The organism is Stenotrophomonas sp. AN71 (assembly GCF_050435725.1).
GTDB lineage: Bacteria > Pseudomonadota > Gammaproteobacteria > Xanthomonadales > Xanthomonadaceae > Stenotrophomonas.
On the sequence record NZ_JBNDKU010000007.1, the window covers coordinates 91,856 to 111,380 of the forward strand.

General features: G+C 68.0%; 16 protein-coding genes. 7 read left to right on the forward strand and 9 right to left on the reverse strand.

Translation table 11 applies throughout. The features are described from left to right. Positions 1–170: 170 nt before the first annotated feature. Together ABH900_RS12645 and ABH900_RS12650 are read right to left on the reverse strand one after the other, a co-directional pair. Positions 171–821: an energy transducer TonB gene (locus ABH900_RS12645; RefSeq protein ID WP_429623238.1), complete on the reverse strand. Its 651-nt coding sequence runs from the start codon at positions 819–821 to the stop codon at positions 171–173. 217 nt (positions 822–1,038) lie between these two features. Next, positions 1,039–1,776, reverse strand: coding sequence for an SIMPL domain-containing protein (locus tag ABH900_RS12650; RefSeq protein ID WP_429623240.1), 738 nt, complete (start codon positions 1,774–1,776; stop codon positions 1,039–1,041). Positions 1,777–1,906: 130 nt separating this feature from the next. Between ABH900_RS12650 and ABH900_RS12655 the strand changes: the two genes are divergently transcribed. Genes ABH900_RS12655 through tldD form a run of 4 tightly spaced genes read left to right on the forward strand, consistent with a single transcriptional unit; the run spans position 1,907 to position 9,388 of the window. Next, positions 1,907–2,515: a Maf family nucleotide pyrophosphatase gene (locus tag ABH900_RS12655; protein WP_429623241.1), complete on the forward strand. Its 609-nt coding sequence runs from the start codon at positions 1,907–1,909 to the stop codon at positions 2,513–2,515. Further along, positions 2,508–3,995, forward strand: coding sequence for a ribonuclease G (gene rng / locus ABH900_RS12660; protein WP_429623242.1), 1,488 nt, complete (start codon positions 2,508–2,510; stop codon positions 3,993–3,995). The genes ABH900_RS12655 and rng overlap by 8 nt, the downstream gene beginning before the upstream one ends. Before the next feature lie 30 nt (positions 3,996–4,025). After that, positions 4,026–7,883 (forward strand): YhdP family protein, encoded by a 3,858-nt coding sequence (locus ABH900_RS12665; protein ID WP_429623243.1) that lies wholly within the window; start codon positions 4,026–4,028, stop codon positions 7,881–7,883. Positions 7,884–7,942: 59 nt separating this feature from the next. Further along, on the forward strand, positions 7,943–9,388 hold the full coding sequence (tldD, locus tag ABH900_RS12670; protein WP_429623244.1) for a metalloprotease TldD: 1,446 nt from the start codon (positions 7,943–7,945) through the stop codon (positions 9,386–9,388). Positions 9,389–9,429: 41 nt separating this feature from the next. On the opposite strand, the gene yjgA is transcribed toward tldD, so the two are convergent. Further along, positions 9,430–10,017 carry a ribosome biogenesis factor YjgA gene (gene yjgA, locus ABH900_RS12675; protein ID WP_429623246.1) on the reverse strand — a complete coding sequence of 196 codons (588 nt, stop codon included), beginning with the start codon at positions 10,015–10,017 and terminating at the stop codon, positions 9,430–9,432. A 68-nt stretch (positions 10,018–10,085) separates the two neighbouring features. On the opposite strand from yjgA, the gene pmbA reads away from it, so the two are divergent. After that, the gene (gene pmbA / locus ABH900_RS12680) at positions 10,086–11,453 is read left to right on the forward strand and encodes a metalloprotease PmbA (RefSeq protein WP_429623248.1); all 1,368 of its coding nucleotides are present in this window, start codon (positions 10,086–10,088) and stop codon (positions 11,451–11,453) included. Between the two features lie 87 nt (positions 11,454–11,540). After that, the gene (locus ABH900_RS12685; RefSeq protein WP_429623249.1) at positions 11,541–11,912 is read left to right on the forward strand and encodes a DUF4870 domain-containing protein; all 372 of its coding nucleotides are present in this window, start codon (positions 11,541–11,543) and stop codon (positions 11,910–11,912) included. A 78-nt stretch (positions 11,913–11,990) separates the two neighbouring features. Here the strand turns inward: ABH900_RS12685 and ABH900_RS12690 are convergent, their stop codons facing one another. The 5 genes from ABH900_RS12690 to ABH900_RS12710 form a co-directional block, all read right to left on the reverse strand. Beyond that, positions 11,991–12,869 (reverse strand): polyprenyl synthetase family protein, encoded by an 879-nt coding sequence (locus tag ABH900_RS12690; protein ID WP_429623251.1) that lies wholly within the window; start codon positions 12,867–12,869, stop codon positions 11,991–11,993. After that, positions 12,859–13,119: an exodeoxyribonuclease VII small subunit gene (locus ABH900_RS12695; protein WP_006381978.1), complete on the reverse strand. Its 261-nt coding sequence runs from the start codon at positions 13,117–13,119 to the stop codon at positions 12,859–12,861. Before ABH900_RS12695 ends, ABH900_RS12690 begins: the two co-directional genes overlap by 11 nt. 36 nt (positions 13,120–13,155) lie before the next feature. Next, positions 13,156–14,442, reverse strand: coding sequence for a tRNA lysidine(34) synthetase TilS (gene tilS, locus ABH900_RS12700; RefSeq protein ID WP_429623253.1), 1,287 nt, complete (start codon positions 14,440–14,442; stop codon positions 13,156–13,158). 194 nt (positions 14,443–14,636) lie between these two features. Then, on the reverse strand, positions 14,637–15,182 hold the full coding sequence (locus ABH900_RS12705; RefSeq protein ID WP_429623254.1) for a WG repeat-containing protein: 546 nt from the start codon (positions 15,180–15,182) through the stop codon (positions 14,637–14,639). Further along, entirely contained in the window at positions 15,179–16,885 is a 1,707-nt protein-coding gene (locus ABH900_RS12710; RefSeq protein WP_429623255.1) for an alkaline phosphatase, read from the reverse strand. The genes ABH900_RS12705 and ABH900_RS12710 overlap by 4 nt, the downstream gene beginning before the upstream one ends. 154 nt (positions 16,886–17,039) lie before the next feature. Between ABH900_RS12710 and ABH900_RS12715 the strand changes: the two genes are divergently transcribed. Further along, entirely contained in the window at positions 17,040–18,374 is a 1,335-nt protein-coding gene (locus ABH900_RS12715; protein WP_006381938.1) for a dicarboxylate/amino acid:cation symporter, read from the forward strand. A 257-nt stretch (positions 18,375–18,631) separates the two neighbouring features. On the opposite strand, the gene ABH900_RS12720 is transcribed toward ABH900_RS12715, so the two are convergent. Then, positions 18,632–19,405, reverse strand: a complete 774-nt coding sequence (locus ABH900_RS12720; RefSeq protein WP_005414115.1) for a C40 family peptidase — start codon at positions 19,403–19,405, stop codon at positions 18,632–18,634. Positions 19,406–19,525: the final 120 nt, after the last annotated feature.

Here is a 19,525-nt window from a genome sequence, read left to right on the forward strand (position 1 = left end):
CGTAGCGTTGAGGGCTGTCGCCGGATCAGTACCGGGACGCGCCAATCTAGGTTTCCAACGGGTGACGAAGTCGTGAAATTTTGCTTAATCGGTAACGCTTGGTCCTGACCCGTCCGCTTCCCCCCGGATCAGGGCCGGCCCGGCGCGTGGCCGGGCCGGCGAGGGGGGCGTCAGTCCGGCAGCGAGAACTGCACCGGCACCATGCCGATGGCCGGAACCGCTACGCCGTCACGCAGGGCGGGCTCGAAACGCCAGTGCTTGAGCACCTGCTGACGGGCGGCCTGGTCCAGAGTGCGCGAACCGCTGCTGCGCTCGATGCTGACGACCACGGGTTGGCCGCGGGTGTCCACTTCAACCCGCAACAGCACCGTGCCCTGTTCATGATTGCGCAGCGACTGGATCGGGTAGGTCGGCGGCGGGGCGCTTCGGTACTGCAGCTGCGCACCGGCCAGCGGCGTGGTGGTATCGATGCTCGGCGCGAGCTGTGGCGGGGCAGGCTCGGCGGCCGGCAGCGCGATGCCCTGGGTTTCCTCCACGGTCGCGGTGGGCGCGGGCAGCGGTGGCACCACCGGCTGCGTCCTCGGTTTGGGCACCACCTGGACGATCTCCTTTGGGTGGACCGGAACCGGGGGTGCCGGCGGTGGCGGGATCTTCTCGATCAGCCGGACCGGGGTCTTGTCACGCGGTGCCTGCACGGCCTGGTAGGTGGCAGGGATGAGCAGCAACAGGAAGGCCAGCAGGTGCAGGGCGATCGCCGCGCTCCAGGCGGCAACGCGGGCGGGGTCGAAGGGTTGGGATGCAACGGGATACGTACGAACCATGGTCCACCTCCATGCCAGTGACGAAGTCCTCAACGCACCAGGGCCCGTGGCGGGGTTGCCGCACGCGGCTGGCAGTCCATCAGTAACGCGGCAGGCCCGCCACTGCCTAGAGGCAGGGGCAGAATCGTTGAGCTGGCCTTCAGCCAGCGCTGGCGGCACGCAGAAAAAAAGGCGGGCCCCGTGCGGGGCACGCCCTTGTCAGCCGGGGCCGATGCGATCAGCGGCCCAGTTCGAACACCACGTCGAGGTTGACCGAGACGGTCGACTCGCCCGGTGCGACCGGAGTGGCCTTGTCCATCGCCGCACCGGCAGCCATGGAACGCATCATCGGCATCGGGCGGAAACCGCCATTGCTGTTTTCGGAGATGCTGACGATGCGGCGCACCTGCAGGCCCAGCGACTTCGCATAGGTCTGGGCGCGGGCCTGGGCCTTCTTCAGCGCAGCCAGGCGGGCTTCGTCATAGACCGGCTCGGGCTGGTCGATCTCGAAGCTGGGGCCGTTGATCTGGTTGGCGCCCTGTGCGGCCAGCGCGTCGAGCACCTTGCCGAGCTTGGCGATGTCGCGGACCTTCAGGCTGACCGTGTTGCTGGCCTGGTAGCCGGTGATCTTCGGCGCTTCGTTGTCGGCATAGCGGTACTGCGGGTTGAGGCTGACGCCGCTGGTCTGCACGTCACGCTCGGCGATGCCGGCCGCCTTGATCGCCGACAACACCTTGTCCATCTGCTGGGCGTTCTGGCGCATGGCGCTGTTGCCGTCGGCGGCCTGGGTGACCACGCCGGCCGACAGGGTGGCCACGTCCGGCACGCGGGTGGCTTCGGCGTTGGCCGAGATGTTCAGCAGGGTGCCTTCGGCCGGGGCGGCGATCGACGGCGACGACGGAGCGGCATGGGCAGTCATCGAGGTTCCAAGGGCGAGGGACAGGGCAAGCAGCAGCGGGGTGGCGGTCAGGCGCATGGGATCTCCTTGTTGTGGCGGTGAGGGTGGTGTCGTAGCGATGAACGCGCTGTGAGCCTGTTGGGGGTTGCGCGCGTTCCGGAACGGGTTGCCGACGATTCAGGTGGCGGCCTCAGGTTATGCTGTGCCGATGCTCTATCTTGCTTCCCGCTCCCCCCGACGCAACCAGCTGCTGGCCCGACTCGGACGACCCTTCCAGGCCTTGGACCTGGAGGTTGTCGAGCAGCGCGCGGCGTCTGAAAGCGCCCAGGACTATGTCTGCCGGGTCGCCGCCGACAAGGCGCGCGCCGGCCTGGCCCGGGTGCTGGCCGACGACCCGCAGGCGCGGGTGCTGGGCTCGGACACCGAGGTGGTGCTGGACGGTGAAGTCTTCGGCAAACCGGCCGACGCCGCCGACGCCCGCGCGATGCTGGCGCGCCTGGCCGGGCGCACCCATCAGGTGCTGACCGCCGTGGTGGTGGTCGGCGCCAAGGGCATGGACAGCGAGCTGGTCGTTTCCGAGGTGACCTTCGCACCGATCGACGCTGCCGACATCGCCGCCTACGTAGCCAGCGGCGAACCCCTGGACAAGGCGGGTGCCTACGCCATCCAGGGTGGGGCCGAGCGCTGGATCGAACACCTTTCCGGCAGCTACTCCGGTGTGATGGGGCTGCCGTTGCTGCATACCGATCGTCTGCTGGCACGCTGTGGCGTGCCGGCCCCCACTGCCGATGCCGCCAGGGAGGCTGCCGATGTCTGAGGAAATCCTGGTCAATGTGACCCCGCGCGAGACCCGGGTCGCGGTGATCGAAAATGGCATGCTGCAGGAACTGCACATCGAGCGCGGCTGGCGCCGCGGTGTGGTCGGCAACATCTACAAGGGCAAGGTGCAGCGGGTCATGCCCGGCATGCAGGCGGCGTTCGTCGAAGTCGGCCTGGAGCGTGCGGCGTTCCTGCATGCCAACGACGTGGTGCGGCCGGCGCCGGTGGCCAGCGCCGATACCGAGAACACCACCCTGCCGCCGCCGGCCAGCGTGCCGATCGTGGAGCTGCTGCGCGACGGCCAGGACATCGTGGTGCAGGTGGTGAAGGATCCGATCGGCACCAAGGGTGCACGCCTGACCACGCAGATCAGCATTCCCTCGCGTTACATGGTGCTGCTGCCGCAGTCCAAGGTGGTGGGCGTGTCGGCGCGCATCGAGGATGAAGCCGAGCGTGCGCGCCTGAAGGCGCTGGTGACCGAGTTGTCGGCCCAGCACGGTGGCTATGGCTACATCGTGCGCACCAATGCCGAAGGTCAGCCGGCCGAGGCCATCGCCGAGGACATCGCCTATCTGTCGCGCGTGTGGAACGTGGTCGAGCGCCGCGGCCGCGAAGCGCCTTCGTGCAGCATCATCTATGAAGACCTGAGCCTGCCGCTGCGTTCGGTGCGCGACCTGATCCGCAAGGACGTGGACAAGGTGAAGGTGGATTCCAAGGAAACCTTCGCCCAGCTTCAGGCGTTCGTTGCCAAGTACATGCCCGTGCTGGCCGAGAAGATCGAACTGTACAGCGGCGATCGCCCGATCTTCGACATGTTCGGGGTGGAGGACGAGATCGGTCGCGCGCTGGACAAGCAGGTGCCGCTGAAATCCGGTGGCTACCTGGTGATCGACCAGACCGAGGCGATGACCACCATCGATGTGAATACCGGTTCGTTCCTGGGCCAGCGCAACCTGGAAGAAACCGTGTTCCGTACCAACCTGGAGGCCGCGCAGGCGGTGGCCAGGCAGCTGCGGCTGCGCAATCTTGGCGGCATCATCATCATCGACTTCATCGACATGGACGATGCCGAGCACCGGCGCCAGGTGCTGCGCACGCTGGAAAAGGCGCTGGCCCGCGACCATGCCAAGACCACGGTCTACGATTTCTCGCCGCTGGGCCTGGTGGAGATGACCCGCAAGCGCACCGTGGAAAGCCTGGAGCGCCAGCTGTCGGAGACCTGCCCGCAGTGCAGTGGCCGGGGCAGCATCAAGACCACCGAGACGGTGACCTACGAGATCTTCCGCGAGATCACCCGGGCGGTGCGCCAGTTCGATGCCGCACGCCTGTTGGTGATCGCGTCGACCAAGGTGGTCGCGCGCATCACCGACGAGGAATCCTCGGCGGTGGCCGAGCTGGAGGAGTTCCTCGGCAAGAGCATCCGCTTCCAGGCGGACGAGCAGTACCTGCAGGAGCAGTTCGATGTCGTTCTGCTCTGATCCTCGCCGGCCGCAGGCCGGCGGTGGCCGATGAGCGCGCCACCGCGCCTGCGACTGCGAAGGATCCGCCGTCATTTCATTGCCGCCTGCGCGGTGGGCCTGGTCGGGCTTGCACTGCTGGTGGGCACGCTCAGCCAGCTGTTGCCGCTGGCCGAGCGCCATCCCGAGAAGATTGCCGCCTGGCTGAGTGAACGTGCCGGCCAGCCGGTGCGTTTCGACCAGTTGCAGACCACCTGGACCCGGCGGGGTCCATTGCTGCAGTTGAAGGGCCTGCGCATCGGCGCCGGCCAGGGCCTGGCGATCGGCGAGGCCGAAGTACTGGTATCGATGTACAGCGGCCTGCTGCCCGGGCGTTCGCTGACCGAGCTGCGCCTGCGCGGCCTGGCGCTGGACCTGCAGCAGGGCCAGGACGGCCGCTGGTCGGTGCAGGGCCTGCCGCAGTCCGACAATGGCGGCGACCCGCTGGACGCGCTGCGCCGGCTGGGCGAACTGCAGGTGATCGGTGGCCGCCTGGGCGTGCACGCGCCGGGGCTGGGCATCGATACCACGCTGCCGCGCATTGATCTGCGGCTGCGGGTCAACGGCGATCGTCTGCGTGTGGGCGTGCGCGCCTGGGCGCAGACCGACGCACTGCCGCTGACCGCGGTGCTGGACGTGGACCGCGCGCGCGGCGACGGCCAGGCCTGGCTGGGTGCCGACCCGGTTGATTTCCATGCCTGGTCGCCGCTGCTGGCGGCCGGCGGTGTGCGCCTGCGCGAAGGCAAGGGCGAACTGAACCTGTGGCTGACCCTGCGCGATTTCGCGCCGGTGGTGGTGACCACCGATTCGGACCTGCGCGAGGTGCGCATTGACGGTGCGCCGATGCCCGGCATGGCCGTACCGCAGCTGCAGCTGCAGCGCCTGCAGGCGCGCCTGCGCTGGCAGCACCAGGCCGATGGCTGGTCGCTGCAGGTCCCACGGCTGCGCTTGAAGACGGAGCAGGACGAACAGCAGCTTGATGGCTTCCAGTTGCAGGTTGGCAAGCAGCTGCGGGTGAGTGCCGGCGAGGTGCAGGCGGGTACCGCGCTGCGGGCGCTGTCGCTGAGTGATCGCCTGGAGCCGGGCCTGCGTCATTGGCTGTTCCTGTCCAAACCACAGCTGGAGGTACGTGAGCTGCAGCTGGCCGGTGAGCGCGATGGTCCACTGTGGGCGCAGGGTGAACTGCAGTCGCTGGGCTTCGCCAGCGTCGGCGATTCCCCTGGCCTGCGTGGCCTGGGCGGGCGTTTCGAAGGCGATGCTGATGGCTTCAGCCTGCAGCTGCAATCGCAACGGCAGCTGCAGTTCGATTGGCCGACCGGTTTTGGCGTGCGCCATGACCTGCACCTTGCGGGTCAGATCGTGGGCTGGCGCGACGAGGGTGGTGGCTGGCGTATCGGAACGCCGGCGATGCGCGTGGAAGGCACCGACTACGCGGCCGACGTACGCGGTGGCGTCTGGTTCCAGGGTGACGGCAGCCGACCGTGGCTGCAGCTGGCGGCCAAGCTGGACGACGTGCCAATGACCGCCGCCAAGCGCTTCTGGATTCATTCCAAGATGAGCAAGAACGCCACCGACTGGCTGGACATGGCCTTGGCCGGCGGCCAGGTGCGCGATGGCGTCGGCCTGGTCAGCGGCGACCTGGATGACTGGCCGTTCGACAACAACGACGGCCGCTTCGAGGCCACCGGCCACATCACCAACGGCGACATCCGCTTCCAGCACGACTGGCCGCTGATGAGTCAGGTCGACGCCGATATCGCCTTCATCGGCCCCGGTTTCCGCATGACCGGCCGCGGCGATCTGGCCGGCGTGGCGGTACAGAAATTCGAGGCAGGCATTCCTGACTTCGGCCATCAGCCGTTGTACGTGCGCGCCGACGCGCCGAGCGATGCCGGCAAGCTGCTGGCGATGCTGCGGCAGAGCCCGTTGCACAAGGACTATGGCGACACCCTGGACAACCTGGCCGCCAGCGGTCCGGCACACGTGACCTTCGACCTGCTGCAGCCGCTGCACCAGGATGAGGGCGCGGGCCACCTGCAGGGTACGGTCGATCTGGCTGGCGTGAAGCTGGTCGACAAGCGCTTCCAGCTGGCGTTCGACAACATGCAGGGGCAGGCGCGCTACAGCAACGGCGGCTTCGATGCCGAGGAGCTGGCGGTGCGTCACCTCGGCCAGGACGGTCGCCTGAGCCTGCGCGCCGGTGGCTACGTGCACGACAGCAAGCGGGCCTTCGAATCGCAGCTGACGGCCCACCTCGACGCCGGCGTGTTGATCGACCGTGCGCCCGAAATGGCGTGGCTGAAGCCTTACATCAGCGGTACGTCGGCGTGGACCATCGCGGTCAACCTGCCCAAGGTCGCGCCAGGGGCGCCCGCGCCACCCAGCGAGCTGCGATTGAGTTCGGACCTGGTCGGCACCCGTCTGGACCTGCCGGCACCGCTGGACAAGCCCGCCGCCGAGCCGTTGGCGACCACGGTGGCCGCGCAGCTGCCGATGGGGGCCGGCCGCATCGACGTGGCCTTTGGCCAGCGCCTGGCCCTGGCCGCGCGCAGCCACAACAACCAGACCGGCGTGCAGGTCACGCTGGGCAGCGATCATGTCGACCGCGAGCCGCCGCCAAGCGGTCTGACGGTCAACGGCCGCAGCCCGACCCTGGATGCGCTGGAATGGATCAGCCTGGCCCGCGGTGGCAGCGACGACGATGCGATGCCGCTGCGCGCGGTGGACGTGCAGGTGGGCCAGCTGATGCTGATCGGCGGCGTGTTCGAACAGACCCGGCTGCAGCTGCGTCCGGGTGCGCAGGCGCTGGATGTACGCCTGGACGGGCCATCACTGGCCGGGCACCTGACCGTTCCCAATGCCACGGGCGGCACCATCAGCGGCCAGCTCGATCGCGTGCACTGGCAATCGCTGCCGGGGGCACCGGGGGCACCGGCAGCGCCGGCACGCGTGCAGGCCGGCGCCAACGACATGGACCCGGCCAAGCTGCCACCGTTCGCGCTGGACATCGCCGATCTGAAGTTCGGCAAAGTGGTACTGGGACAGGCGGTGCTGCGCACGCGGCCGCTGGCCAATGGCTTGAACGTGGATCAGCTGCGCTTCCGCGCACCGGACCAGGAAATCGACATCAGCGGGCGCTGGCTGGGCCGCAGTGGTGGTGCCCGCACCGAACTGACCGCGCAGGTGCGCAGCGAAGACCTCGGCGGGCTGATGCAGAACCTCGACTATGGTGGCCAGTTGCGTGGCGGTTCCGGCCAGGCGCAGCTGCAGGCTGCGTGGAGTGGTGGTCCGTCGGATTTCCAGCTGGGCAACCTGCAGGGCAGCCTCGACCTGCATGCGCGCAATGGCCAGCTGCTGGAACTTGAGCCGGGCGCGGGCCGCGTACTGGGTCTGCTCAGCGTCGCCCAGCTGCCGCGACGGCTGATGTTCGACTTCCGCGACTTCTTCTCCAAGGGCTTCGCGTTCAACCAGATCGACGGCCGCATGCAGTTCGACCAGGGCATGGCGCGCACCGACAAGGTGCTGATCGAAGGCCCCGCGGCGAACATCACCATCCGTGGCCAGGCCGACCTGCACAACCAGCAGTTCGACCAGACCATCGACGTCAACCCGCGCGCGGGCAACCTGCTGACCGTGGTCGGCGCGGTGGCCGGCGGCCCGGTGGGTGCGGCACTCGGCGCGGCTACCAATGCGGTATTGTCCAAGCCGTTGGGCGAGATTGGCGCCCGTACCTACAAGGTGACCGGTCCATGGAAGGAGCCGAAGGTGGAAGTGATCGAACGCAGCCGCGACAAGACTGCGCCGCCCGCCGCGCCGGGCCCGGCGCCGGCCGTTCCCGCTGCGGCCACCGACCTGCCAGGCTCGCGCTGAGCCTGGCTTTCCTGTTCACGGGGGTTGCCTGAGCGCCCCCGCACCCCCAGATCGAGACCATGACTGACATCGCCCTGACGCTTGCCCAAGACCGCCTGCTGCGCCCCGGCGGCCTGGATACCGCCGGTCTGGAGCGCACCTTCGGCCAACTGCTCGGCCCCGGTGTCGACTTCGGCGACCTTTATTTCCAGCACGCCCGCCGCGAGAGCTGGAGCGTGGAGGACGGCATCGTCAAGGACGGCGCCCATTCCATCGAGCAGGGCGTGGGCGTGCGTGCGATCGCCGGTGAGAAGACCGGCTTCGCCTACTCCGATGACATCCATGCCGACGCGTTGCTGGTCGCGGCACAGTCGGCGCGCGCGATTTCGCGCGAGGGCGGCGCCCAGTCCGGGCGTTCGCTGCTGCGTGGCAATGCACGTGCGCTGTATCCGGCGCTGGATCCGATCGATGGCATCGGCAACGAGGCCAAGGTCGAGGTACTCAAGCGCCTGGATGGCTACCTGCGTGCCGCCGATCCGCGCGTGAAGCAGGTGATGGTCAGCCTGTCCGGCGGCGTCGACACGGTGCTGATCGCCCGTAGCGACGGCGTGCTGGGCGCCGACGTGCGCCCGCTGGTGCGCCTGAACGTGCAGGTGATCGTCGAGCACAACGGCCGCCGCGAGTCCGGCTACTCCGGTGGCGGCGGCCGCTATGGCTATGAAGAACTGTTCGCCAGTGGTCGCCCGGAAGGCTTCGCCCGTGAAGCGCTGCGCCAGGCGCTGGTGAACCTGGACGCGGTGCCGGCACCGGCCGGCGTGATGCCGGTGGTGCTCGGCCCAGGCTGGCCCGGTGTGCTGCTGCATGAAGCCGTCGGCCACGGCCTGGAAGGCGATTTCAACCGCAAGGGCACCAGCGTCTATGCCGGCCGCATCGGCGAACGCGTGGCCGCGCCGGGCGTGACCATCGTCGACGACGGCACCCTCGACGGCCGCCGCGGTTCGTTGAACATGGACGACGAAGGCCACCCGACCCAGTGCACCACGCTGATCGAGGACGGCATCCTGGTCGGCTACATGCAGGACACCCTCAACGCGCGCCTGATGGGCATGGCACCGACCGGCAACGCACGCCGTGAATCGTTCGCGCACCTGACCATGCCGCGCATGACCAACACCTACATGCGTGCCGGCGAGCATGACCCGCAGGAGATGATCCGTTCGGTGAAGAAGGGACTGTATGCGGTCAACTTCGGCGGCGGCCAGGTCGACATCACCAGCGGCAAGTATGTGTTCTCGGCGACCGAGGCCTACCTGATCGAAGATGGCCGCATCACCGCCCCGGTGAAGGGCGCGACGCTGATCGGCAACGGGCCGGAAACCATGCAGAAGGTGCGCATGGTCGGCAACGACCTGGCCCTGGACGAGGGTGTGGGCATCTGTGGCAAGGACGGGCAGAGCGTGCCCGTGGGTGTCGGCCAGCCCTCGCTGTTGATCGAGGGCATCACTGTCGGCGGTACCCAGGCCTGAGCCGGGCGATGGCCAGCGCCACCGCCGCAGCCGGCGGGGACTCAGTCCTCGTCGGCCTCGTCGGCGTCGATGTCATCGGCTTCATCGGCCGCGGCCTTCAGGCCCAGCGCTGCGGGCAGCATCAGCGTACGCAACACCTGGAAGATCTCGCGGTAGGCGCGCGGCGGCTTGTTCTTCGCCTTCTCGGCCTGCGCGTTGCGCACCAGGGTGCGCAGCTGCTGGCGGTCGGCCTGCGGGTAGTCCTGGAGCAGTGCGGCCAGCGCCGTGTCGCCCTCGGCCAGCAGGCGGTCACGCCAATCTTCGGCGCGGTGCATCATGGCCACTTCACGGCGACCGGTTTCGCTGTTGGCGTCCAGCGCATCGCGGATCGCATCCAGCGTGGCGTCCTCTTCGCGGCGCATGTGCTTGGCCAGGAACGCCAGCTGGCGCTTGTGGGCGATATGGGCGGTGATGCGCTTGCACTCGGCGATGTGCGGCAGCAGGTCCTCCGGGATCGGCAGGCGTGCCAGCTGGGCCGGGGTCAGCGACACCAGTTTCTCGCCCAGGGCCAGGACATCGAGCGCGTCACGCCGGTTCTGGCTGCGGCTCTTGTCGTGGAATTCACCGGTTTCTTCGTCGCGTCCGCGCATCGTTCCTACCTGATTTCAAAAAAAGTCGCCCGGCGTGATGCCGGGCCCAACCTGTACAGGATAAAGCATTGAACGTGATCGCCCCTGAAGTCGCCGTCGGTGACGACAGCCCGGCCCGGCTCGAACGGCTGGCCGACCTCTCACAGCAGCTGCTCGACCGTGCCCGTGCGCTGGGTGCCAGCCAGGCGGAGGTCAGCTGCAGCGAAGATCGCGGACTGGACGTCAATGTCCGCCTCGGTGAAGTGGAGACCGTGCAGTCCACCCGCGACCGTGGCATTGCCGTTACCGTCTATTTTGGCCGGCGCAAGGGCAGTGCCAGCACCGGCGACCTGAACGAGGCCAGCCTGGTTGCCACCGTCGAGCAGGCCTGTGCGATCGCCCGTCACACCGAGGATGACCCGGCTGCGGGCCTGGCCGACGCCGCGCTGATGGCCACTGAGTTCCCGGACCTGGACGGCTGGCATCCGTGGGCGCTGCAGGCCGATGAAGCCGTGGATCTGGCCCTGACCTGTGAAGCCGCCGGCCGCGAGGCCGACGCACAGATCCGCAATTCCGATGGTGCCTCGGTGTCGAGCATGCAGAGCCTGTCGGTGTACGCCAATTCGCACGGCTTCATCGGCCGTGAGCGCGGCACCCATCATTCGGTCGGCTGTGCGCTGATTGCCGGGCAGGGCGATGGCATGCAGCGCGATGGCTGGTACACCAGTGCGCTGGCCCGCGAGGATCTGGAAGACGTGGGCCTGGTCGGCCGCATGGCCGCCGAGCGCACCGTCGCCCGGCTGCAGCCGCGCTCGCTGGCGACCGGCAGCATGCCGGTGCTGTTCGCCCCGGAAGTGGCGCGCAGCCTGGTCGGCCACCTGCTGTCGGCGGTGTCCGGCGGGGCCCTGTACCGCCAGGCCAGCTTCCTGCTGGACAGTGTCGGCCAGCGCCTGTTCCCGGAGTGGATGCAGATCGACGAACTGCCGCACCTGCGCCGTGGCCTGCGTTCGGCCGCCTTCGACGGTGATGGCGTGACTACCCGTGCCTCGGCGCTGATCCGCGACGGCGTGCTGCAGCGCTACGTACTGGGCAGCTATTCGGCGCGGAAGCTGGGCCTGCAGACCACTGCCAATGCCGGCGGCGTGCACAACCTGCAGGTGGCGGCCAATGCCGGCTCGCTGCAGGACATCGCGCGCCAGATGGGCGACGGCCTGCTGGTGACCGAATTGATGGGGCAGGGGGTGAACGGGGTGACCGGCGACTACTCGCGCGGCGCCGGCGGCTTCCGCATCGAGAACGGAGAAATCCAGTACCCGGTGGACGGCATCACCATTGCCGGCAACCTGCGCGAGATGTTCAGCTCGATCGAGGCGGTCGGCAGCGACGTCGACCCGCGCTCGCACATCCGGACCGGTTCGATCCTGCTGGGGCGGATGACCATCGCCGGTAATGATTGATGGCGTTGATGGCGTAAGCTATGCGCGCCTGACGCAACCAGCTCGGTGCTGGTGGGTCAAGACCACCCAATGAAAAGGAGTTTTGTCGTGAGTGAATTCGATAACGTCCCACCGCCGCCGGCCACCACCAACGCGCCGGCCGACCAGCGCACCATGGCCCTGGCTGCCCACCTGCTGGGCATCTTCACCTGGTTCATCGGCCCGCTGATCATCTGGCTGATCAACAAGGACGATGCCAGCAAGGCCTTCGTCACCGACCAGGCCAAGGAAGCGCTGAACTTCCAGATCACCATCACCATCGCGATGCTGATCTGCATCGTGCTGACCATCGTGATCATTGGCGGCATCCTGGCCCCGATCGTCGGCCTCCTCAACCTGGTGTTCTGCATCATCGCTGCGGTCAAGGCCAACAACGGCGAAGCCTACCGCTACCCGTTCGCGCTGCGCCTGGTCAAGTAAGACCGGCTGCATGTGGAAACGAAAACGCCCGGCAATGCCGGGCGTTTTCTGTTGGGCGGCCGCGCGGGGCGCACGGTTTCAATGATCCCGTTCCACCGCCAGCGTTGCCAGCGCGCGCAGCGCATCGGCCTCTTCGCCGTAGTGGGCCAGGGTGGCCTGCATCCGCGCGGACAGTTCACGCAGCTGCGCCTTCGCGCCGTCCATGCCGAGCAGGGCGGGGAAGGTGCTCTTGTCCTGCGCCTGGTCCTTGCCAGCGGTCTTGCCCAGCTGTTCGGAACTGGCCTCGACATCGAGGATGTCATCGCGTACCTGGAAGGCCAGGCCGAGCGCATCGGCAAAGCTGTCCAGCTGGGCCAGCTGCGGTTCGTGGGCCTGGCCGCACAGCGCGCCCATGCGCACCGCCGCACGGATCAGTGCGCCGGTCTTCAGTGCATGCATCCGGGTCAGCGCTGCCAGCGTCTGTTGCTGGCCGGTGGCATCGATGTCCAGCGCCTGGCCGCCGCACATGCCGGAGGCTCCGGAGGCGTGGGCCAGGGTCTGCAGGCAGGCCACGCGCAACGTGGCCGGCAGCGGCGCATCGGCCAGCAGGCCGAAGGCACGGGTCTGCAGCGCATCGCCGGCCAGGATCGCGGTGGCTTCGTCGAAGGCGATGTGGGTGGTCGGCTTGCCCCGGCGCAGGGCATCGTCGTCCATCGCCGGCAGGTCGTCATGCACCAGCGAATAGGCGTGGATCAGCTCGACGGCCATCGCCGCCGCGTCCAGATGCTCCAGCTGCGCCCCGAACAGGTGGCCGCTGGCATACACCAGCAGTGGGCGCATGCGCTTGCCGCCGCCCAGTACCGAATAGCGCATGGCCTGGTGCAGGCGCTGCGGAGCCTCGGCAGGCGAGGGCAGGGCGGCGTCGAGCTCGCTTTCGATACGGTCGCGCCAGCGCGCGAACAGGGCCTCAGCCGTCATGGCTGGGCGGGTCGAACGGCTCGGCCGTTTCCGGCTGGGCCGGATCGCTGAGCAGGCGCACGCGCAGCTCTGCCTGCTCCAGCGCTTGCTGGCACTGCCGGTACAGACCGACGCCACGCTCGTAAGCACTGAGCGACGCTTCCAGGCTCAGCTCGCCGGTTTCCATCTGCTCCACCAGCTGCTCCAGCGATTCGAGCGACTGCTCGAACTGGGCGACGGGGGAGGCGTTTTCGGGGGACTTCTTGGCCATGCGGCAAGTGTGGACGGGCTGCGCGCGGGGGTCAATTCACCAGCCGCCGGGCCGCCACTGCAGCTGCGCCTCGTTTGCCTGCAACCACGCCTGCAAGGGCGCTCCGATGACCACGTCGGCGGCGGCCAGCAGCTGGGTGCCATCGAAGATCAGCGGCAGTTGCGCCCGTCGCCAGGGCGCGAGGTGTTCGCGCTGCAGGCAGTCCTTCAGTGCATGGGTATGCTGGCGGCCAGGCAGCAGGATGCGCTCACCACCTGCACGTGCACGGACCTGCAGCGGCTGCGCGAAAGCGCGTGCGCCCAGCAGGCTCAGCTGGCCGCCATCGGGCAGTGGCAGCGGTGCACGACCATCCCATGCAGCCTGCCAGTCACGCGGCAACGCGGGCAGCTGCGCCGGCAACAGGTAGGCATGCTCGCGCCATTGCTGGATCGCATGATCGTGCCAGCGCACCCGTGCCTGGCGGTCGTTGCCGGCCGTCAGCAGTTCATCCAGCGCCTGCTGCAGCACTGTGGCAGGCAGTGGGGCGGCACCGTGGCCGATCACCCAGGCGCGCAGCACGCGCGCGGCGCGCGCCGGTGACACCTGGCGCAGCAGCTGCAGTGACAGCACGCGCGGTGCGATTTCCAGATGCGCGATCAGCTCGGCGTCTTCCTCGTCGAGCAGTTCGCGGGTCTGCCCGCAGTGTGCAGAGCTGCCCGCCAACGCCGCAGCGGCATGCCGCCAGCGCTGGCGCAGCAACGGCAGCACCTGCAGGCGCAGAAAGTTGCGATCGGCGTGCTCTTCGCCATTGCTGGGGTCTTCGACCCAATGCAGTGCGTGCTGCCTGGCATAGTCGAGCAGCGCGGTGCGCGGCGCCGACAGCAGCGGTCGCCAGAGAGGATGTTCGCCAAGACGGCTGTGTGCGGACATCGCCGCAAGTCCGTCGACGCCTGAACCGCGCAGCGCGCGCAGCAGGAAGGTCTCGGCCTGGTCGTCCTGGTGCTGCGCCAGTGCCAGTGTTTCACCCTCACGCAGTTCGGCGGCGAACGCCGCACGCCGTGCCTGCCGTGCCGCACCTTCCTGGCCGAGGCCACTGTGGTCGTCGACCGTGACGCGATGTACGGCCAGCTCGATGCCCAGCGCCGCACACTGCTGCCGGCAATGCAGCACCCAGTCATCGGCTGCCGGTTGCAGGCCGTGGTGCACGTGCACAGCACGCAGTGAAGTGCCGGAGGACTGGGCGCAGCGCCACAGCCAGTGCAGCAGCACGGTGGAGTCGACACCGCCGCTGTAGCCCACCAGCAGCGGCGCATCCAGCGGAACAAGGGCAGGGAAGGCGGTCACGGCGGCAAGTATAGGACGGGCAGGCCGCGGGGCTCGTGCCACCGGTGGATCCACGCCATGCGTGGATGGATCCTGATGATGGCAGGGGGCAGATCTGCTTTTCGCAGGAAAACGGATCTGACCCCGGATTCAATTCGATAACTGACAGATTTCATCCACGCATGGCGTGGATCTACTGCCGTTACCGAAACGCCTTACTTCACCCGATGCCCCGAGCGGTCGATCTTGAACCACTCTCCACCTTCCATCGGCGCGTGGCCATCGGCATCCGGTGTGCCGCGACGGCAGCCGTTGCAGACCTCGGCCACGCCGTCGCGGAATGGCCAGGCGAAATCGAAGGTGCCCGGAACCACCTGGCGGAATTTCAGATCGAAGTAGCCCACGCGGTTGCCGACGCGGCCGCGCAGCAGGCCTTCCTGCGGTGTCTCCGGGCCGTTGTCCCAGGTCAGTACTGGCAGGCTGCGGCCCTTGCGGTTGACGTAGTGGAAGCCTTCGCCGGCATACACCACGGCCAGACCCTGGTCGTCGTACGGCAACTGCGCCAGCATCGGCGTGCTGATCTGCGGTCGGCCATTGGCGACCTCGCATCCCGGCAGCATCCACAGCCCATGTTCTTCCGTCAGGACCTTGCAGGCCGGTCCCTGCGCCAGCGCGCTGGCGCTGGCCAGCAGGCCGAGCAGGACCAGCGGCCGCGCGAGGCGGCCGCTGGCGGGGGCAGGGCGGGCCTGCCTCCGGATCACTTGGCCTCGGCCTTGCGCTCGAACGCGGTCGGTGCCGGCAGCTGCACCGGTACACCCTTGTCATCGCAGGTGCCGGCCTGGCACAGGCGTTCGCGCAGGGCCGGAGTGGCCTGCACGATCATGTGGTAGATCGCGTTCTGTTCAAGCGTCCCGCGAATCGCCTTGCTGCCCGGGCCACGTGCCCAGATGCCGACGTCTTCGCCACCGTGCGATTCGGACTTCATCGGCACCAGCGCTTCCTGCATGTAATCGGGGTGCTCGGTGTCGACGTCTCGCAGGTTCGGGCGGCCGTTGGCCGGTTCGAAGCTGCTCGGGTTGTGCGGGTACTGCTTGGGGCCGGCCGGCTGCTGGTTGCTGGCGCCGGTATGGCCCGGGCCGTTGGCGTAGGTCAGGGTGGTGTAGGGCTGGCCGCTGCCATCCAGCGCGTAGTCCAGCTTGCCGGCGCCGTCTTCGCCGCCCTTGTCCTTCACTTTGCCCAGGATCGGGTTGCCACGTGCCGGGTAGCCGACGAAGTTCAGCGTGTGCGAATGGTCGGCGGTGACGATGATCAGGGTGTCATCGGCCGAGGTCAGTTCGTTGGCCACGCGCACTGCGTCGGACAGCGCCACGGTCTCGGTCAGGGCACGGTAGGCGTTGCCGCTGTGGTTGGCGTGGTCGATGCGCGCGCCTTCGATCATCAGCACGTAGCCTTCCGGGTGCCTGGCCAGATTCCTGATCGCCGCAGCGGTCAGTTCGGCCAGGCTCGGCTCGCCACCCGGATCCTGCGGGCGCTCGTACTCGTAGCGCATGTGGTCCGGCTCGAACAGGCCGAGGATGGCCGGCGCGCCGGCGGCCGCCACCAGCTGCTTGCTGTTCCACACGTAGGCACCCTGCGGGTGGGCCTGCTGCCATTCCTGCACCAGGCTGCGGCCATCCAGGCGCTGGCCGACCTTGTCGTCGTACTCCGGATCGCGCTCTTCCACCGTGGTGAATTCGCCGCGGCCGCCGCCGAGGGCGACCAGCGGGCCACGGCCGTAGCGCGAGGTGGACAGCAGCTGCTGGGCGATGTCCTTGCAGCCGGCGGCCTTGGCCGCTTCGGTCAGATCGGTGTCGTTTTCCCAGTTGCGCTCGGGCGAGTGCGCGTAGGTGGCAGCCGGAGTGGCATGGGTCAAGCGCGCGGTGGACACCACACCGGTGGCCAGGCCGGCGCTGTCGGCCAGCTGCAGCCAGGTCAGCAGGCCCTTGGACAGGCTGTCGGCGCAGTCGGTGCGGCTGCCGGCGCTGACGCCGATCGCACCCATGTGGGTCTTCACGCCGGTGGTGATGGCGGTCATGGTGCCGGCCGAGTCCGGGGTCTGCGAATCGGTGTTGTAGGTCTTGCTGAACGCCGTGGCCGGGAAGCGCTCCCAGGACAGCAGGTTCTCTTCGCCCGAGCCGCCCTTGCGCTGGCCTTCGTAGATGCGCGAGGCGGCCACGGTGGTCAGGCTCATGCCGTCACCCAGGAACAGGATGACGTTCTTGGCCTTGCCGGCCATCGCGCCATTGGCGGCTGCCTGGGCCGCGCCGCTGCGGTACCACCACTGCGGGGTCTCGCCGGCCGGGTGGGCGACCGGGTCGACGGCGACCTTCAGGCCAGCCGGGGCGGAGGCGGGGGCGGTGCTGGCGCAGGCGCCGAGCAGCAGGGTGGTGGCGCAGGCGGCCAACAGGGAGACGGAACGGCGCATGGACGCTGGGATCTCACAAACTGTAACGGGACGTTCATTATGCCCGGCCCCGCAAGGCACGCCGATGACACACTGATTTGCCGGCCGGGCGGTCGTTCTGCGGGCCGCCTTGGGCTATCGTGCCAGCATCCCTTCTTTCCCCTCTGGATTGCCTATGAAGCTGGTCTCTGCCTGGCTGCGGATTCCATTCTGGCAGCGCGTGGTCGGTGGCTTCGTGCTCGGCGCGCTGGCCGGCTGGGCGCTCGGCCCGGCCGCGGAAACGTGGTTCGGCCCGCTCGGTGAGCTGTATGTCACTCTGATCAAGATGATCGCTGTGCCGCTGGTGTTTTTCGCGGTCATCAACGCGATCTCGTCGCTGCATGGCCAGAAATCGGTCGCCGCGCTCAGTGGCCGCACCTTCCTGTGGTTCGTCATTACCGCCGCGCTGGCGGTGTGCGTCGGCCTGGGCGTGGGCACCGTGCTGCAGCCCGGCGCGGGTGGCCTGCAGCTGTCGATGGCCAGCAATTACGTGCCGCGCGAGGTACCCAGCGTGGTGCAGGTACTGCTGGACGTGGTGCCGGCCAATGTCTTCTATGCGCTGTCCGGCATCGGCACCAAGGTCAACGCCGCCGGTGAGACCGTGCTGGCGGCCGGCCGCGGCTCGATCCTGCCGGTGATCTTCTTCGCGGGCCTGGTTGGCTTTGCGATCGTCAAGCTGGGCGAGAAGGTGACCGAGGCACGCAAGCTGGTCGGCCAGATGAGCGACATCATGATCCAGGTGACCCGCTTCGTGCTGGAGGTTACCCCGATCGGCACCTTCGGCCTGATCGCCGGCCTGGTTGGCAGCTACGGGTTCGAGAAGCTGCTGCCGCTGGGGCATTTCGTGCTGGCGCTGTATGTGGCCTGCGCGCTGCACATCGTGGTGGTCTACAGCGCGTTGCTGCTGGCGCATGGCCTGAATCCGCTGAAGTTCTTCCGTGGCGCGGCGCCGGGCATGCAGGTGGCCTTCGTCAGCTCGTCCAGCTTCGCGGCAATGCCGGTCGCGCTGCGTTCGATCACCCACAACCTGGGCGTGAACAAGGATTACGGTTCGTTCGCGGTACCGCTTGGCGCCAGCATCAAGATGGACGGCTGCGGCGCGATCTACCCGGCACTGTGCGCGGTGTTCATCGCCCAGTACAGCGGCGTGCCGCTGACGCCAGAACAGTACGTGGTGGTCCTGATCGCGTCGGTGCTGGGCAGCTTCGGTACGGCCGGCGTGCCGGGTACCGCGGTGATCATGGCCACGGTGGTGCTGAGCGCAGCCAATCTGCCGCTGGAGACCATCGGCTACCTGTATGCCATCGACCGCATCCTGGACATGATGCGAACGATGACCAACGTGACGGGCCAGATGCTGGTGCCGGTGATTGTGGCCAAGGAAACCGGGCTGCTCGATCAGGCGGTGTATGACAACCCGTCCAGTAATGTCGGGGTGGACGATCCGGACCCGACACCGCCACGCGCCTGAGGCTGCGTGGAGATGAAAGGCCCGCCCTGACCGGCGGGCTTTTTGTTTTGTCCCGGTAGATCCACGCCATGCGTGGATGGCGACGGTGCCGACCAAGGTCGGCACCCACCAGGGCGGACTGCGGTGGCACAACGGGCAGGCCTCGGTAGATCCACGCCACGCGTGGATGGCTACCCTTCATTGCAGGCCCAACAAAAAAGCCGCTGCAGGGCAGCGGCTTAGCGTCTTTCAGGCGGCGCCGCAGCGCCAGCCGGTCGTCAGAGATCGACCCGGCGGGCCTGCATGAACTTGTTGCCCCAGTAGCCGCTGAGCAGAGTGTCCACGCGGACGTCCTTGCCCGAGCTCGGTGCGTGCAGGAAGCGGCCATCGCCGACATAGATGCCGACGTGGTCGACGCGGCCCTTGCGGCCGAAGAAGACCAGGTCGCCGGCGGCGAGCGCGGTGCGGTCGTTGATCAGTTCGGCGTTGTCATCGTGGGCCATCTCGCGCGAGACGCGCGGCAGCTCGATGCCCAGCGCCGAGCGGAACACGTAGCCGACCAGGCCGCTGCAATCGAAGCCGCTGTCCGGGTTGCTGCCACCCCAACGGTACGGGGTGCCCAGCAGGGTCATCGCCCGGCGCAGCAGCGACTGCACCTTGCCGTTGTCGGCGGCGGTACCGACAACGCTGCCATTGGCGGCGCTGCTGGTGTCGTAGTTGGCGAGCAGGCGGCTGAGATCACCGGCCACCACGGCCGAGCGGTCCATCAGCGGAATGGTGTCGTTGGCGGCCAGATGTGGCAGCAGGGCGGCCAGCGTGGCACTGGCGGCGGCATCGACGCGGCTGCGCTGCGGGGCAGCGGCCTCGGCCTTGGCGGCCGGTCGGGCGGTGCTCTCGGCCACCGGGGCCGGGGTCACATCGGAACGGTTCGGAGCAGTCTGCGACCAGGCCGGAAGGCTGGTCAGACACAGTGCCAGGCCAAGCAACAGCGGGCGGGCACTGCGTGAAGATACGGAAGTCTGGCCTTCGCTTTTCAGGTCGTCAGTCGTCACGCGTCGGTCACAGGAAAAAAACGATGGGGCATCATGCCCTGTAAAAGCGCGGATAAGTTAAAAATTCCGTTAGTAATCCGTTAGTTTCATGGTGATGGGCGTCACAGTTTTGAACATATC

Excerpts from the sequence above, each read along its gene's own strand:
- ABH900_RS12715 (WP_006381938.1), top strand. The coding sequence starts at position 17,040 with ATGAAGCTGGTCTCTGCCTGGCTGCGGATTCCATTCTGGCAGCGCGTG.
- rng (WP_429623242.1), top strand. The coding sequence starts at position 2,508 with ATGTCTGAGGAAATCCTGGTCAATGTGACCCCGCGCGAGACCCGGGTC.
- ABH900_RS12710 (WP_429623255.1), bottom strand. The coding sequence starts at position 16,885 with ATGCGCCGTTCCGTCTCCCTGTTGGCCGCCTGCGCCACCACCCTGCTG.
- ABH900_RS12695 (WP_006381978.1), bottom strand. The coding sequence starts at position 13,119 with ATGGCCAAGAAGTCCCCCGAAAACGCCTCCCCCGTCGCCCAGTTCGAG.
- ABH900_RS12665 (WP_429623243.1), top strand. The coding sequence starts at position 4,026 with ATGAGCGCGCCACCGCGCCTGCGACTGCGAAGGATCCGCCGTCATTTC.
- ABH900_RS12650 (WP_429623240.1), bottom strand. The coding sequence starts at position 1,776 with ATGCGCCTGACCGCCACCCCGCTGCTGCTTGCCCTGTCCCTCGCCCTT.
- yjgA (WP_429623246.1), bottom strand. The coding sequence starts at position 10,017 with ATGCGCGGACGCGACGAAGAAACCGGTGAATTCCACGACAAGAGCCGC.
- ABH900_RS12655 (WP_429623241.1), top strand. The coding sequence starts at position 1,907 with ATGCTCTATCTTGCTTCCCGCTCCCCCCGACGCAACCAGCTGCTGGCC.
- ABH900_RS12645 (WP_429623238.1), bottom strand. The coding sequence starts at position 821 with ATGGTTCGTACGTATCCCGTTGCATCCCAACCCTTCGACCCCGCCCGC.
- tldD (WP_429623244.1), top strand. The coding sequence starts at position 7,943 with ATGACTGACATCGCCCTGACGCTTGCCCAAGACCGCCTGCTGCGCCCC.
- ABH900_RS12690 (WP_429623251.1), bottom strand. The coding sequence starts at position 12,869 with ATGACGGCTGAGGCCCTGTTCGCGCGCTGGCGCGACCGTATCGAAAGC.